Source organism: Sanguibacteroides sp. AM78-02pH3A, from assembly GCF_027666085.1.
Classification (GTDB): domain Bacteria; phylum Bacteroidota; class Bacteroidia; order Bacteroidales; family Marinifilaceae; genus Gabonibacter; species Gabonibacter massiliensis.
The window spans coordinates 411-17,780 of record NZ_JAQEHX010000017.1; the positions used below are offsets into that span (position 1 = coordinate 411).

The window sequence follows — 17,370 nt, forward strand, 5'->3', positions numbered from 1 at the left end:
GTCGGACGCAAGACACCGCACATGATATTCATCGTGGTCGATTTGCCGGCCCCGTTGGAGCCGAGCAAACCGTAAATACCGTTCCGGGTAATCTCGAAATTGATGTCCCGGATCGCCCACTGGATCGTGTAACGATGGGATAAATTCTCAACTTTTACGATCGATTCTTCCATACAATATGATTTAAATAAACGAACATCCATTTAATAAGCATCACCGCCATACACGTCATGCAGTTCCATTGCCGACACGACCTTCCCCTCTACATCGAATTCCGATAATAATGTCTTAGGCAGTTGGAAATTGTTACGATTAAACTCGTAAATAAAGAACTTCCCGTTTTCGAGCCCGACCATCAGTTTGTTATAATCGTAATACCCCTGATAAGTGATATACCCGATATAAGTTACTTTGGAATCGAACTGATGAAAAAGATGATCCGCATTGTTTCGCCCCCGGTCTACATAACGGACCTCGTTTCCTTTCGTATATACCACGACATCCCGAGGTCCATAATTGAAAACAGTGGTTAAAAACAACGAACTTTTATCCAAATTTCCACCGGGGAAGGGCCAAACCCTTATTCCGCTAACCTCTTTACACACATTCGTACTCGAAAGGGCAAAATCCCCCATATAGGTTTTTCCGTCAGGGTCATTATAAAAGATCGTATAATCTCTGGAGCGAGACAGATACAATACCTCCGACCCTTCCGGCATTCCCCAAACCGGAGGCAAATTATCCTTATTACCGCCCCCCTTGGTCACCGGCTCGATCGTATTTATTTCGAAAGACCGGAAGGGATTATACAGGTACTTATACCGAAACCCGTTTATCAATACGCGTCTGTTTTTTTCATCGTAACAGGGAACAGGTTGTTTATTACTTGCAGCGTGACCGAAAGTCGACACCTTATATCCCTTGTTATCCACGCTATAAGGTTCCGAGATAAACTTTCCTCCCAAATAATTTTCAGACATAATTCTCCGGAAAATTCTTCCGTCGCGAGTAGTGATATAAGTATAATTATCGCAATCGTGCCGATCCACCACATGTAGGTTTTCAGGCGGACCATCCAAAAACTCATCCTTTAGCTCGCTTACTTTAGCCATGTTTTCGTTGTTGATTACATAAGCCACCTGATCTGTCAAAATCGTCATGGAGCCGAGACTACCGACATTTTTGGCCAACGATTTGGCCAAAGTAATGGGTTTTCCGGGAATATCGTTCCCGTTTACCGTTTTGTAAACATCCCTGTCGGCAAGCCGGAAAACCGCCACGACAGTCACTCCATCGGGAGCATATGCCGATCGGCGTATCACATGGGACAACCTCGATTGATCGCCCTTCTCCGATAAAATCAACAGATCGTAACGTCTGAATCGAGAATTTATCGTTACGACAAACCGTGCCATAAAAGCAATCCCGGTCGCTTTGTCTATGATACTGAAAGTACCCGTGTGTCCGCTCTCGAACGGATTTTCCGATCCGAGAATTTTCACTACCGAATCGGTCAATATTTTAAAATTCGCCTCTCTACCGAACACGACACCCCTCAATTTCCATTCATAACGCACGTTCGCTTCTCGTAAAGCGGAATCCGCATCCCATGTAAAAAAATCACGCCCGTTGAATCTGGCCGTATCACCTTCATTACACGTTACCCGAAGAGGGGTCGTACTTACATCAACAAGCCATGTCGGGGCATGTAGATCTTTATAGTCGTAATTTCCCTCGTCTTCAAAACATCCTGGAAACAAGCACAATAACAGGACGCAACCGAATAATATACTATTTTTCATACAATTCATTTTTAAAGTGGTACACTCATTAAAGTCCCGTTATCTTCGGTAATAGCAGGATTTTGCTCGTTCAACCACTGTTTAAACAACATGGCCAAACGGATAGCCCGATCGGGATGATCTTTGATTAAATCTGCACTCATCTCCAATTTTTTATCCGCATGATCTAAAAACAGTTTATACTTTTTCTGCGAATAAGTTCCCAATAGATTGATTTCTACCTCTTGCGTCCACCAATCCGGTTTAACGGCTGCAGCCTTTATGATTATCTTCGCCCTTCTCCGTTCTAACTGTCCTAAAAGTACTTTATCCGTAGGAACCAATTCCACGACAAGCCTTACCCCGTCGGGAAGCTCATCCAATCGATCGCTTCGAAGCAATTTGACTCGAATGGTATCTAAAATTTCAGTTGCATTCTCTCCCGTCGTATTCGCGTGAAAAGTATAAGAGTCATCCAAATCATATTCATCCGGATTAGCCGTTGTCTCCCCGGGAACAACCTTTAACCCGAATTGAATATCGGAGGTTAAAAGCATTCCGGACAAATTTACCGTCAACCCGGCATATATCTCTTGTGTTCCAGAAGGATAAAAGAAAAAAGAAAGCTCGGTTGAATCTGCTTCAGCCGTTCCCGGGTATACCTCGTTGACATAAAATTTTTGAAAATAGATTTCATGTATACCCTGGAACAGTATCGTTTCCTGTTCGCTACAAGCATAAAACCCGATAGCTATAGACAGGAATAGGCTAAACAAATGCTTTTTCATAATTCATTTTATTAAAGGTTTTATAAAATCTGATCATCCGGTATCGGAAACAAATATTCACTCCGGTATAAAGGGCGTATTTCACCTCTTCCGAAATTAACGGATGCATTCAATCGCTTGTACAGATAAAAAAGTTGTCCTTCCGAAATCCACTCCCGGCGAGCATCGTTAATCAACTCTCTAACAAAAGAGTTCCAATCACCTACAACGATCGGCTCCGTACATCCTCTGCTGTTTCGAATCCTCATCAAGATATTTTGGGCTTCCGGAAAATTTCCTTTCCGGGCATAATATTCGGCCATGATATAACGCATTTCCGTGGAACGAATCACGGGCATAATCGTAATATTTTTATCCCGAACCTCTTCGTTATCGCTTATATACCATTTACCCGATACGGGAAAACGACTATCCCCATAAGGATAAAATATCATATACGACGAACGGTAATCTATATCGAACTCGTTTGTCAAACCGTCAGAAGTATAAAACGTCTTTTGCGTTTCGAGATCCACGATCAACCAAGTAATGGAGGTATTATTTTTCCAGAAACAATTACGCATATTATAATCTTCGTAAGCCTTTTCATTATTAACGGCAAAAATCAGGTTGGAAACCACCTTTATGTCTTTTTTTGCTTCGAAATTTTCAGTCTCCATAACTCCACGATAATCGTCTATAGAGAAGAACTCATAAATAGAACCCCTTATTTCGAAAGCATACTCCATCACCTCTTTCGCCGCCTCGAAAGCCTCCTCCTCCTTGCCGGCATATTGATATACCCGGGCTAAAAGTGCGGTGATCGCATAATAACTTAACCGATACCCCCGCCCTTTGAAAAAAGACTCCACTGTAGGATCGTTATATCCCGGCAAAACCGAATCAAAGTCATTATAGAAACGCCCCTTTCCTGAAGCACTAACCCCTTTTCCCAAATCTGAAGTATCGAACTCCACTACCAAATCACGAGCTCGTTTCAAATCCGCGATCACTTTTTCCAAAAACGGCTCCACCCCGATACGAGAGGCATGAAAGTCGGGATAACTCTCCACGTAAGGGACATAAACCTTTTTATCATCGTTTACCGGGGCAGGAGCGAACAAACGCAACAGATCGAAATGCATTAACGCCCTGCAGGCATACGCTTCTCCGAGAATCATCTTCCGCTCCATCTCTCCCTTTGCAAACAGATCCGAAGGAGCAGATTCTGTATTTTGGATCAAACAATTGGCGTTGGCTATAATATTAAACGCCGATTTCCAGATATTCTTTATCACCGGGAGCAAGTAGACATTGTTGTAATCAAAAACATCAGCAGCAAGATATTTTTGAGTGAAAACAAACTGTTCCATCGACTCCAAATTATACTGTTGTGAAATACAATCCACCACACCGAACCCAAGCTCCCCGCCATATAGGCTTGTAGAAGCCATCGATTTATACAACCCGTTCAGTACGGTCCGGTAACCGTCTCCCGTACGGAATAATTGATCTTCCGTCGTTTGTCCTTCCGGTTGAAGATTCAACCAATCTTCGCAAGAGGCGAAGAACAGAGAAGACAAAAGCATTAGCATAATAATATAGATTTTCATAACATTGTTTTTTAAATTAAAAACCCACATTCACCGTGAAACTATAATTCCTCGCGTAAGGATAACTCGTCCCGCGCTCCTCCTTTACCGTCGACCAACGGCATATATCATTGGCGTTAAACCGGATGCCCAAAGAGATCAACCGGATCTTTTTAATCATCTCCCGGTCGAAATCATATCCCATGGATAGACTCGAGAAATTCAAAAAATCGTAATTCTGTACAAAACGGGTGGTCGGCTTGGTCTTTGTCATATTCCGGATATCATAAAAAGGCGCAATATCCCCTGCTTTGATCCACCTCTTCGAAAGTACTCGCCGATCCACGTTTGAACCATCGATATCTGCATTTTCCACTTTATTTAACAACGTCGAATTATAGGTTTGTCCACCCCACTGGTACAAGAAAGAAGCATTCAAGTAAAACCCTCGAAATCCCACGTTTATCCCGAAACTTCCCTGAGCATCGGGAAGCCGGTCTCCTACCACGACCTGATCGTTTGCATCCCAAGTGTAGGTAGTCGTTCCTCCCTTTTTAATAAATTTCTCTTTTCCATTCGCCGGATCGATTCCCGCCGAACGAACGGCATAAATCGCCGTGGTGGAAGCCCCCTCGTAATACATGATCAAAGGCATGGTCGCGAGCTCTGCGTATTCAGGTCTATTGGCATTATAATTTTCAAGTACCCGTCTATTATACTCTTTAGAAGCTTCACCAAGCTCTACGATCTCGTTTCTATTGGAAGCTAAATTGGCATTTACCACCACATTCAAGTTTCTATCCTGATAGACCGTAGCATGCATGTTAATCTCAAATCCCTTGTTAAGTACCGATCCGCTATTCGATTTATAGGTGCCGAAACCGGATGAAGTCTGAATTGACACTTCATCGATCAAATCTTCTGTTTTTTTACGGTAATAACTGGCAGACAAATAGAATCTGTTATTAAAAAAGCCTATCGATATTCCGGCATCCAGCATTTTCGTCGTCTCCCAGGTTAACTCGGGATTACCGAGGTATACCAACGAATTGGCCGGCCCCGTGTAATACCAGTTATCTTCACTCGATCGAAAGGTGGTAATTGCTGCATAAGCAGGGAAATTCACTTTACCCGTACTTCCGTACGAACCACGAACCCGTAACGTGTTGATCAACCAATGGTCCTTTAACCAACTGTAATTATGAAAATTAATTCCGGCACCGAAAGACCAGAAGGGAGCAAATCGCTTATCCGAACCGAACTGAGAAGAGCCGTCCAAACGGTAAGAAGCATCCAACAAATAGACATCATTGTAGGAGTAATTCACCGAAGCCAAAAAGCCAATCAATCGACTTTCCGTGGAAGAGATATTTGATTTATTCGGCTGATCGGCCGCATCGGACGGTTTGTTCAAGTTTCCTATCATAAAACCTCTAAACTGCATACTCGTAAATTCTGAATAAGACTCTCTGGCATTGATACCCGTCGTAGCATTAATAAAATGTTTTCCAATTTTTCGGTTCAAATAAAACATCGCGTTCACATTCCAATTGTACCCGTTGGAAAGAGATCGAAACAGGCTTCCCCGCTCTTTTTCCGGTTGATTCTGAAAAGAAACATCCTGAGGATCCGTAAAAGATTCGTTTATTGAATTGGTCTTGGTGATACTAAATTGTCCTTTAAAATAGAATCCGTGCGCCATAAATAGGTTGATACTCAGATTATCGGTAATATCGTTGGAACGAACCCTACCGCTGTAACTCTTCAAATGTTCGACCGGCCACAACGGATTTTTTTCCGAACGTAACCTTATTCCCTGTAGTTCTTTTACCAACTCTCCGGTATCATCATAAATCTCATAATAAGGCAATAATTTCGCGTAAGTACTGAAACTGCCGTAAGGAGAATCTTCGGAACGGGTCGAACTATACGAAACATCGTTTCGAATCTGCAACCACTCTTTATTTCGAAAATCTAATGTCAGACCAGCTCCGGCTCTGGTTCTGTGAGAACCGATCATAACCCCTTTGTTGCTGTCGTAATTGAAGTTTACACCGTATCGCATACTCTTTTCACCTCCCTCAATACTTATACTATGCTTGTGGTTGAATACATTCCGCAAAGGTTGAGCCAGCCAATCCGTATCCACACCCTTTAAAATTCGTTGTAATATCGTGTTATACTCGATATCTCTCATCGGTTGTAAATCGGGATCATCTTCCGTGTATTTTCCCATCAACCGTTCGATCTCCAACTTTTCAGCCGCATTACAAAGGTTATAATCCGACAAATCGGGTAATTCAACTCCTCCGTTAAAACTATAATTCACGCGCATTTCTCCCATTTGAGGAGCCACCGTGGTTACGACCACTACCCCGTTGGCTGCCCGGGAACCGTACATGGCCGTGGCGGCAGCATCTTTTAAAATCGTAATACTCTCAATACGGTTCATATCCATATCGTAAATCTTCTCCACGTTTGCCTCGAAACCGTCCAAGATAAAAATCGGCAAATTCGGATTATCCTTCAAATTGGTTCGTTGCGTCCGTTTGGCATTCTCCACGTCCAACCCCTTCGTCATGGCAATACTGGACTCTCCGCGAATGTTAAATTCGGGTAAAGCATTCGGATCGGATCCCCAGATGGAATTTTCCCGGATACGGAAGGAAGGATCAAAAAACTGAAGAGCCGCAACCACATTTTTATTATTAGCCTTTAACAACTGATCTTTGGTTATTGTCACTGCATTCCCCGTAAAACTCTCTTTCCTGATATTCGCGTAACCGGTCACGACAACTTCGTCGACCTGCTTCACATCCTCCTTCATAACCACGTCGATCGTGTCTTTTCCGACATATTTAATCTCCCGGGGTTCCATACCGATAAATGTAAAAATCAAAAAGATTTTCTCCACGCTGGGTAGATCTAAGGTATACTTCCCATCCGTATCCGTGGCTGTTCCCAAAGTAGTTCCTTTCAACAATACGGTCACCCCGGGAATAGGACTCCCTTTTTTATCCGTTACCTTTCCCTGTACCCGGATTTTTTTCACTTTCTCCACAGGATTTTTAGAGTCCCGGCTAAACACGATAATTTGATTTCCGGATATCTCATAAGTGTATTTCGTTCCCGAAAACACCTTGTCCAACACCTTCTCTACCGTCTCGTTCGTTACCGAAATAGAGATTTCTGCTATAGACCTCTCCTGCTCGTCATTGTAAAAAAAATTGTAGGAGGTTTGTTTCTCTATCTCTTGAATCAACACGGAAAGAGATACTTTTTTCAGGTTTAAAGTCACCCGCTGGGGTTCTACCGGACAACCTTCTGCCGACAGGTATAACGAATTTACCCCTAAAAAAGTCAATAAAAATAGCTTACAGATAAATTTTATCGACACGAACAAAAAACATCGCTTTTTTTTCATAGCTTTGTAATGTTAAGTTAATAATAAATGAATAGCTTAACGTCGGGAGTATCCGATCGTGTTGGAGGCACAGGTGATACTCCTTTTGTTATTTTGTCAAAATAATTCGGTCTTTCTCTATAATATAATCGATATTTAAATTTTTACACACCGAGTAAACGACGACCTGTATATCATCACTTCGTTCGAATATTCCTCTAAACGATTGATTAAAAACGATTCCCGTTTCATTCACGATACGTATCCCATACCAGCGTTCCAATTTCCGCACCAGCTCGTCGAAGGGTTCGTCATCGATAACAAGCATACCGTCTTTCCATCTCACTTTATCTACCGCTTTCACTTCCGCGATCTCCATTCTCCCGTTACACGTATCAAACAGGAACTGTTGATCGGGACGAATCATGAAGGTGCGTTCTCCGGCATATACCTTTACACTTCCCTCCACGAGAGTAACGCTCACCCGGCCATGATCTCCGTATGTATTCACCTCGAAAGAGGTTCCCAATACCTCGGTTTTTATCTCCCGGGCAACGGCAATAAAAGGACGGGATGAATCTTCCGCCACCTCAAAATAGACATTTCCCCTAACTTCAACCTCTCTTTTATCTTTCCCGAAACAGACCGGATAACGAATCGAGCTTTCGGAATTGATCCACGCTTTGGTCCCATCGGACAATTGAACGGTAAAACGTTCTCCCGAGGGTACGGTAATCTCATTGTAAATTTTTTCAAAATATACCGCCTCTTCCAAGAGATCACTTACCCCGTACACGATTTCCCGGCGATTGATCTTATGAAGCCGAACGGATTCCTTTATCTCTCCCGGCAAGGAGAGCGTATCCCGAGTCACACTTATTTTTCGCCCGTCAGATAAGGTTAAAACGATCTCTGTAGCCTGACGTATTTCCAAATCGTTTTCCGATAAAGTTATCTCTTCGGGCATCCGGGGCCATCCGACCAAAACCATAGCGATCAATCCGACTGCAGCAACCGAGGCTACACGCCACAACCATCCCGCACGACGTTCCGACCTTTGGGATTTCATAAATCGACAATACTCTTTTAACCCGTCGTTGAAGCATTCCCGGTCCACTTCTATCCTCGAAGTCAGATGCCATACTTTTTTAAATTTCTCGAAGTAAATCCGGTTCTTCTCTCGCTTTATCCAGTTCAAAAAATAAACGACCTCTTCCCGGCTTGCACGCTCCATTAAGATACAAACTAATATCTCATCTATATCAAAGTTTTCTGTATTTATCTTTTCTGTCTTCATATCTTAAAGACAGTTGAAAATAGTTTTAGTCCCAACAAAAGATTTAAAAAAATAAAATAATCTGCAACAGATAATCCAACTTTTCCCGCAATCGACTCAACGCGATGGAGATATGACGTTTTACCGTTTTCTCGGAAATAATTAATTTTTCGGCAATTTCCCTGTTTTTTAATCCCTCGATCTTACTTAAGGTAAAAACTTCTCTACATTTCTCCGGCAACGTCGCCACGACTTCCCGTACGGCCTTTTCGATATCAGAGCGACGCAATAACACTTCTGCTTCCGGTAGCTGGATAACCGTGAAGTAATAAACATCCGCAGAGTGCTCCTGCTCATACTTTTGAATATTCCTTTTATGAGCCAATGTATTTAAACTTCGATTATAAACCGATTTAAAAAGATAAGTCTTAACCGAAAAAACGATGGAGAGAGATTCCCGTCCTTCCCAAATTTTATAAAATACTTGCTGAACGACATCCCGAGCCGCTTCCCTATCTTGCAACAGCCTAAAAGCATAATCCAATAACGAATCGTAATACATGGTGTAAATATACACGAAAGCGGAAACTTTTCCCGATTTTAACAGATTCAGTAATTCACTGTCGTCCGAATAATTTTTAACCGTATATATCCCCATATAAACTCCTGTAACATAACCGCTATTTCACACCCGTCCGTAATTTCTTCAAAAGATTTAATTAGAACTGAGAAGTCAAAAATAAATATATATTATAAATATACAAAGATTATCACTAAAAACTCCAATATTAACTCACAAAGATGTAATACAACCGTATATTCATTACTACCGTTTATCATGTACATCGTAAATAATCCCACGCAATAACTACACTCGACTATTTTACAAAAAAATCCGGTCGAAATTCAACCGGATTATCATACTACCAATCATTCAGGTTATCAAAACCTATCGTTTTTCTTTCCGAACCCACTTTACCGCATCGGCATAAATCACTTGTTCTTTATCTGCCCCCCGATCACTTAAAACGACCCGATTCTCCCCTGCACTCAAATTAAACTCTCCTAAAGAAAACCATCCCGTCTCTTCCTGCATATTGGTTCGTAAAACAATGTTCTGATTCCCGTCCCGACTCGATAACTCGTAGTATTGAGCAGCCTCTCCCGTGTAACGCACCTGACGGTACCCGATATAAACCCCAACCTCATATATTCCATCCTCGGGTAAATCAACTCTCCACTCGGCTTTACAGCTTCCGTTTCCCGCCTTTTTATAAACCGAACTCCGGATCACCTCACCATACATCCGAGTCCCCATACAATAGGTCCAACGAAGCGGTAACTTACTTTTAACAGCCATCAACACTTCATCCGCGTAAACGTATTTTCTTTCCTCCTCTTCAGGAGAGGTAAATTCCCTACGCCGTTTATCCGGTTCTATCAAACGGAATCCCGGATCTTCGTTATCCACGATAAGTTCATTGGAATCCGGCTGAAAAAGGCGTATATCAATATCGGAAACACCACAAGCAGTATCCGTAACTTCCGTAACATCCGTAAACAACAACAATTCATCATAACCCGCCGGAAAGTTGCGGGATAAATTCAAATTCAGGGAATACACGGGTAGAAAATCCACCACGTTTTTAATCTCCTTACAACTTCCGGCCGAAATACGATAACAATAATCAACGCCTTTATTTTCCCTGTCTGAAATAGTCAAACGTATAATTCCATCTGTGGTACTCGTGTTAAATATCTTAAACCGTACGCGATATTTTTCTTCTCCGTCAACGAGTATTTTATCCTTTCCGACATCTTTTACCAGATAGGAAGGAATCCCGCATTGTCGGTACCAATCCGGCAGTACCCCTATCAAGTCAATTCCCAACTCGGATTTCATTTCGTCGCATAACGTTTCCAAAGCAAACTCCTGAAAAATATGCCTTGTTTCAAACCTTGCCAAAAAATCGTAAAATCGCTCCAAAGGAACTCTTAACGCAATGTAATCTATCAAATAGTCCACTTTCAATTGAATAATCATTTCCAATACCTCTCTTGAAAGAGATTCGTCACGTAAAGCCTCTTCAAAACTACACTTCTCTAAATAACGAGTAGCTCTAAGCGCTGCTTCATTCCCGGAAAAATTAGCTCTTACAGCCTTTTTCCTATTGGACATGGTGAATAACACTCTATCTATCACCGGGAATTCCGTTGAAAAAGCAGCATGGAGGTAATTGAGAAACAGAGGAGATACCCATTGCCTGTTCATCACGATTTTTTGTCTCCCACCCCAAGGGAAAAACGTCATAAAAATATTTTTATCCCTGTAATAAGCCAAGGGGTGTTTTAAACTCGACTGCAATAAATCCAAAAAATACTCCCCGTTGGTTTTGTCCTCTATCGCCCCGATAAATTCCCGCCTGTGGCTGTCCATCATCATCACGGAACGTTCGACATACATTACTTGATTGGTCACCCATCTTTCCGGAAACATCACGATTTCCGGCTGAACGAACTCACTTCCGATTTTCCAATTACGATCCTCCGTCCCGAGAGAAACAGGCGTCTCTAACAATACAAATCTATGAAAGGGATAGAAAGGGAATTTATTCTCTTGCTCCTTTATCGCTTTCCGCAACATCTCTTCCGGCATCCCCTCGTACAAAGACATCACATGATCATGTCCCTTAAAATAATAAAGCTCGAAATTAACGGAGTCCACTTTTAACGTTTTGCTCTCGTAAGTACCCATGCTCAACGTCAACCCCGTCAAACACTGCTTATTTCGGAAATATACCGTATCCCCTTTCCGTCGTGATTCACCCTGAGAAATCACGGTTCGTTTTCCTGAATCCGCAACCCGTAAACGAAAATCCGTAAAATCTTTCGAAGACACGTAAACAGATGACAAATTCACGGGTGGAACGGCTACCGGATACCATATCGTCTCCGGGGTCAATAAGGTATAACGATCCCCGATGAAAGCATAGCGCTTCCCAAAACGCAACGGACAATTCCGCCACGTTCTTTTCCAATACGCTTCCTTTTCCACGTCTAAATAACATACCCGTTCATCTATTTTTCCCCTGTATTCCAAATAAAAAAATACAGTGTCCCCACTCCCTAACGGGTAATCGACCATCACAACCTGATTCTCCCGACTGAACTTGACTGCCCCTCCCTTTTTATCCGAAAAACGGGTAATATCCAACCCCGGATTCAAATACAAGGTAACACGCGAAACGGGCTTATTTCCGCAGTTTACCACGGACAATCCGCTACAGGCTTCTATCCTGTTACCTGTCTGCTCTACCTGTAAATCATGCCGGACGACACGAATAAAACGCTCCTTACCGTACTTTTTCCCCGTCTCTAAATAACGATCTCGGACCCGATTCGTCTCTTTGTAAGGATACAAATAAAAAATCCCGCACAATATACCAAACAACACCACCCCTCTCCCTATCGCTACAACTCCTACACGGTCTCCAGTCCGATTCGGCAATCGTCTTTCCTTTCCAACAGCCCACAAACATAGGCCGATACCCCACAACAGGAACACAAAGCGATGCAACAGGTAATTCCCCAACCCGACATGCCCGACTACATCAGAAAACACGTTCGGTAAATCCGTTGCTATAAAATCTAAAATCCCGTATGCCACTCCAGGAAGCCACCAGTAGGTCGCGATCAAAAAAAGAGTCAGCACCGACAAGGCAACTCCCTGCTTCCTGAATAAACCGGTAATACCCATCGATAAACCGGTACAAAATACCAAAGCCGGAAACGAAAGCGTCAACCAATAAAACAAGTACGCCCATCCCCCAAAAGGAGAATCGCTACCGAACAGATTCAACATGAATACCGTCATTATCGAAACGAACTGTACTACCACAACCGTCATTACCACACCGATCGCCTTCCCGCACAAATATTCCGCATTACCAACCGGACGTACCCTTATTGCTTCCAAGCTATCCGCCTGCCTCTCCGACGCCCTCCATTCACACACGGAAAACAGAACCAGAAACGATTGAAAAACACTTACAAGATACGCGTTTACAAAAGGCATGGAAGAAGGTAAGGCCAACATAAACCAAAGGCTTGCAAGATCACCTTGAAATACATATTGACAACAAAAAACAAGTACCCACAGTGAAAATGCCACTAACCGGAATACCCGGTTACGCCAAAGTAAACGGTACTCCTGCCAAGCGATACATACAATCGTTCGATTTTTCATATCATTTTCCTTTTATACCACTGATAATAACCTCTTTATACAAACGCCACAGCTCATCGTTCCCGATAGGCGTTCCCATCAAAACAACTTCTTTCTTTTCATTCAACAAAAACGTCTTAAACTGGTAACTATCAGGAAACTTATTCAATTTTCCCATCATCCCTTTCTTATCGAAAAAAATGGGATATCTAAAATTATTTTGCTTAGACAGAATAACAACCTGCTTGGGATTTTCTACATGCGCGACAAACAAAAATGCAAGAGAATCCGAATAGGCCCGAGTCTCTGTTATCTTTTTGTACCACTCGTACAATTGAAGCCTGCACTCCGAACACTCGTTCGAATCCACGTATACTAAAATAGAATAGCATTTATTTAATAAATCATTACACGTTGTATCTTCACCTAAAAATTTCGCTTCCAACGTGGTGGGAAAGGCAATCTTTTTTCCCCTCCATTCTTTCTGTATATTTTTCTCCATTCTCTTTTCGTCGCTCTGGCAAGAAAAAAACAGACTCGTTAGAATCCATATGACAATAATTCTCATCGCGTTTATTATTTAAAAAACAGTCTTAGTAATCCATTCTTTGTCTTTACAACAAAAGGAACCGTGGGAGTAATACCATTCAGTCTCAAGGTTGTCAGATAACTCCGCGGATAGTAAGGTTTATTACCATGATGTAAAAATTGAGCCTCGATCTCCTTATACTCGCTCAAATCGGCAATAGCCTGACCGCTATCGAGTAAATCCGGTAACCCCTCAAACGCTTTTGTATCGTATATTCCAAAAGGATATGAAGCAACAAGAACTGCTTTTTCCCGTAAGAACTGCATCTGGGCATAAGCCGGAATCCTCTGATAAGCCATACATTGGAAAGCTTCTGTTTCAACCAACCTATTTTCCTCCGGATTACGCCTCGAGGGCATCTCTATACTTCCGAATCCCGTCTGATCCGATTTATGTTTCCAAACGGTCTCTTGTCTGCACGAGTGAACATACACGTCTCCTTCCTCGTTATAGGCCAACTCTATCTGCATTTTTGTCGAAAAAGGGGCATAGGTTCTCGTTAAATTAGCCAATCGATAAAAATGATAGTCTAAGTAATCGATCTCGATTCTTCTTAACCTAAAATCGTCCCTATCGATATACAAAACTCCCTTACAGAAAATTTTTATATCCTGAGGATAATATTTTTCCCGCGTGGAAAACACGAATTTATAGCAATTACTATCCGATTCAATCGGTTGTATATCATAATATTTCAACTTAGAAAACAACGGGCCCCACAAAAAGACGGCGCGCAAGGCCGAAAAAATCTTTTTACTTTCGGCATTGTAAGACGACTCAATATACGGAGTCCTCAATGTATCCGAGCGGTCAGGAAGCAGATTAAAACTCCTTGCCGAATAGACGGGAATAAATTCGAATTTATAGTCCAAATCCCACTTCTCTTTTTGCTTCACATGTCCCGACGTTAAAAAAAAACCGAATTCCCGTCTGTATTCCACAGCCTTGGTAAAACAGGTCGTTATTTTCGCGTACTGGGCTTTCCCGTAAAAATTCATATTATTTCGGGCAGAAACAGGCTGTAATTCCTTCATTACCTTTTCCAATAAATCGGCACTCTTTATTCCCACGACGTTCACTTCCTGTAAAAACTCCATTTTCATGGAGAGTGCCAATCGTTCCATCGACACCAAATCCCGCACGGCAACGATAGAATCTTTATAACCCAAATACGAAAATTGTATGGAATCCTGCAAAGAAATGTCTCCGGTTGAGAAACAACAATACCCCTTCTCGTCTGTTGTCGTAACAAGATAATGTCTATTCGGGTTAACGACATACACCCCGAACAAGGGTTCTGAAGAAGTATTCGTTACCTGTACTCTTAAAGAATCAGGAAGCGATTCGGCATGTAAAACACAAACACAACACTCGAATACAAACCACAGCAACGACCTTAAAACGTTTATTTTTAATCTCATAACTTAAAACGATAAATGATAAACTTCTCATTCGCGTAATCCGGTTTAACACCGGCGTAATACCAGGGAGCGATATACCCGATAACTTCAAATCCACGCGGGACATTGAAATCAGCGACAAGACAGCGATTCCGGTATACCTGCAAACCATCTTCAAAAGGAGCCTTTTGTTTCTGATAACCTCGAAACAAAACATTTGTTTGCGGAATCCATTTTAAATACCGATAGTAGCCATAATTTTGACGACACGCGCTAAAATGGATATCACTATCCTCAAAGGTTCGAAATTCCGGATAAGCTGTATCCATCTCCACCCCGCTGTTACCAAACGAAATCACCGTAGAATCCTTCATATTCATACGATAAACAAGAGTATCTACTTCAAAAGAAAAGAATAAACTATCTCGATACAGGTCGAACAATAAATATTTAAAATTCGAAAGATACCGATAGCGTTTATACACGGGTGGATAATTACATAATAACTGTTCTATCATCCCGTTTTTTAAAGAGAGTTTTGCCAAATTAAAGCTTTCCGAATAGTATTGCGGAGTATGCCCTTCCCCGTAAGCATTGAATTTAACGTGTTCGGTTACTACCGGAAAAAACAGGTACTCGTCATAGGCAACTATTTTATTTTTTCCATACTCAACCTCATAGATGTTCGGATTATTGGGATCGGGGTGTTCAAATTTACTGCTATCGATAAACTCCCCATCCCAACGAATAAAAAATTTTGAATCCACATTCAGATTACTATCTATAAGATAAATAAACCATTGCTTATCCAAAATAATAAAACGATCCCGCTCTGTTGTTGTCATCTGGTTTAAACCGGGTATTTCATTTTCTCCTCTCCCGAAACCCAATGCAGAACGAATGTATACCCCCTCTTTATCATAAACCAAAACAGACGACAAAACCCGATCTACAAAATAAAGAGTATCGTTTTTTATTAAAAAATCACCTTCCATCGATGCCTGCTTTGCACTAAAATACAACGTATCCAAAAGCAACGACGTATGATATGAGATATTTTTGCGGGAATAATTTTCAACAATATCGTAAGCAATTTTGTTTTTTCCTTCTGGAATTTGAACGCGTTCACACCCGATTCCAAGGAGCAACAACATCAAAATACACGAGTTTTTCATATTTTCTTTCCGTTGAGAAGGCATTAAAAGCTTAGAGTATATTCCACCCAAGCTTTTAATCGCCTCCCTTGTTTATTACCGACAATTCGCATTATAGGTTGAACAATTTATACTCGTTGTTCCCTTATAACAATTAGCCCTTAACGAAACGGCATTTCCCCCGTAACAATTTTTACCTCCACCGCTATCATTTTTACAACGACAATAAAAATACCCGGCTTCCCAATAATCATTTGCTCCATCACCAGAGTCGTCTCTTAAGGTTATTTTTAAATTAGTCCCGAATGAAGATATTTCTTGGGTTACACATCCTATATAAGAAACAACCAAAGTTGATCCGGGAGGTACATTAAGAGAAAATCTTCCGTTCATATCCGTTACAGTACCTGTGGCAGTTCCTTTAATCATTACATTAGCCCCAATAATAGGTTGATTTGAAGAATCTACAACCGTTCCTGAAACAGTCTGTTGTTGAGCAAAAACGACAATAGTACTTACAATGACGATCAGTATAACAAAAACACCTTTTTTTCCAAAAAATACTTTTTTCATACGTTTAAGATTTAGTGTGAAACAATAAAATAAAAAACTCTCGGTACCTTAATAATTTGCCTCCTTTCTTAATAGTACACTGGTTAAACTTCAATATCTATGACAACTTTTAATAAAGACACAACAAACCTTATCTCAGGATGAGTCGTTTTAGAAATATTAATTTTATTTGTTTTTTGTTTATTTTACAATATATGCATAAATATTCTTTATCGTATTATAAGTTATTCTTAAAATAATACTTATAGTACTCCATGTATTTTCCGTTTAAAACTAAAATTTTCATTCATTTGTTCTAAACACAAAGAGAGGTCATCCGTTTCCGGACAACCTCTCCATTAACACAACACTACATTGGATGTTGTAGTCACACACTACAAATTTCCCCTCGGTTTATAAAAATCTAACAAGAATTCTTTTAAAATCACCGTCGTTTTCCAAAAAACGATCCGGTAAACGAACGGTGAATAAATAAATCATCATTTTAGAATTACCGCCCTCTTCTCCTGATCCATATAAATATAGTTATGAAAAGTAAAATAGCAGGCAATATTCCCATGAAGATAATTTTCGTGATGTACATACCGGTCTCGCTCGGGTAAACTTTATT

At 41.2% G+C, this 17,370-nt stretch carries 11 protein-coding genes and 1 pseudogene; all 12 read right to left on the reverse strand.

All coding sequences use genetic code 11. The annotated features are described in order from the left end of the window. Positions 1-173, reverse strand: a pseudogene (locus PGR74_RS13900) (ATP-binding cassette domain-containing protein); the annotation flags it as partial. A 30-nt stretch (positions 174-203) separates the two neighbouring features. Then, complete coding sequence (locus tag PGR74_RS13905; protein WP_270517363.1) at positions 204-1,802, reverse strand: PKD-like family lipoprotein; 1,599 nt, start codon at positions 1,800-1,802, stop codon at positions 204-206. An 11-nt stretch (positions 1,803-1,813) separates the two neighbouring features. After that, positions 1,814-2,569 (reverse strand): DUF4843 domain-containing protein, encoded by a 756-nt coding sequence (locus PGR74_RS13910; protein WP_041501967.1) that lies wholly within the window; start codon positions 2,567-2,569, stop codon positions 1,814-1,816. Between the two features lie 20 nt (positions 2,570-2,589). Next, positions 2,590-4,161, reverse strand: coding sequence for a RagB/SusD family nutrient uptake outer membrane protein (locus PGR74_RS13915; protein WP_041502180.1), 1,572 nt, complete (start codon positions 4,159-4,161; stop codon positions 2,590-2,592). A 16-nt stretch (positions 4,162-4,177) separates the two neighbouring features. Then, a complete protein-coding gene (locus PGR74_RS13920; protein WP_041501968.1) occupies positions 4,178-7,564 on the reverse strand; it encodes a SusC/RagA family TonB-linked outer membrane protein in 3,387 nt (1,128 codons plus the stop codon). An 88-nt stretch (positions 7,565-7,652) separates the two neighbouring features. After that, positions 7,653-8,840 carry a FecR family protein gene (locus tag PGR74_RS13925; protein ID WP_052634298.1) on the reverse strand — a complete coding sequence of 396 codons (1,188 nt, stop codon included), beginning with the start codon at positions 8,838-8,840 and terminating at the stop codon, positions 7,653-7,655. Positions 8,841-8,883: 43 nt separating this feature from the next. Beyond that, the gene (locus tag PGR74_RS13930; RefSeq protein WP_052649430.1) at positions 8,884-9,477 is read right to left on the reverse strand and encodes an RNA polymerase sigma-70 factor; all 594 of its coding nucleotides are present in this window, start codon (positions 9,475-9,477) and stop codon (positions 8,884-8,886) included. Positions 9,478-9,768: 291 nt separating this feature from the next. Next, complete coding sequence (locus PGR74_RS13935) at positions 9,769-13,065, reverse strand: golvesin C-terminal-like domain-containing protein (RefSeq protein WP_041501969.1); 3,297 nt, start codon at positions 13,063-13,065, stop codon at positions 9,769-9,771. A 1-nt stretch (position 13,066) separates the two neighbouring features. Next, complete coding sequence (locus PGR74_RS13940) at positions 13,067-13,612, reverse strand: hypothetical protein (protein WP_041505443.1); 546 nt, start codon at positions 13,610-13,612, stop codon at positions 13,067-13,069. 8 nt (positions 13,613-13,620) lie between these two features. Next, positions 13,621-15,054: a hypothetical protein gene (locus PGR74_RS13945; RefSeq protein WP_041501971.1), complete on the reverse strand. Its 1,434-nt coding sequence runs from the start codon at positions 15,052-15,054 to the stop codon at positions 13,621-13,623. After that, positions 15,051-16,208 carry a hypothetical protein gene (locus PGR74_RS13950; protein WP_146216461.1) on the reverse strand — a complete coding sequence of 386 codons (1,158 nt, stop codon included), beginning with the start codon at positions 16,206-16,208 and terminating at the stop codon, positions 15,051-15,053. The genes PGR74_RS13945 and PGR74_RS13950 overlap by 4 nt, the downstream gene beginning before the upstream one ends. A gap of 75 nt (positions 16,209-16,283) precedes the next feature. After that, positions 16,284-16,760, reverse strand: a complete 477-nt coding sequence (locus PGR74_RS13955) for a carboxypeptidase-like regulatory domain-containing protein (protein WP_041501975.1) — start codon at positions 16,758-16,760, stop codon at positions 16,284-16,286. Between the last annotated feature and the right edge of the window lie 610 nt (positions 16,761-17,370).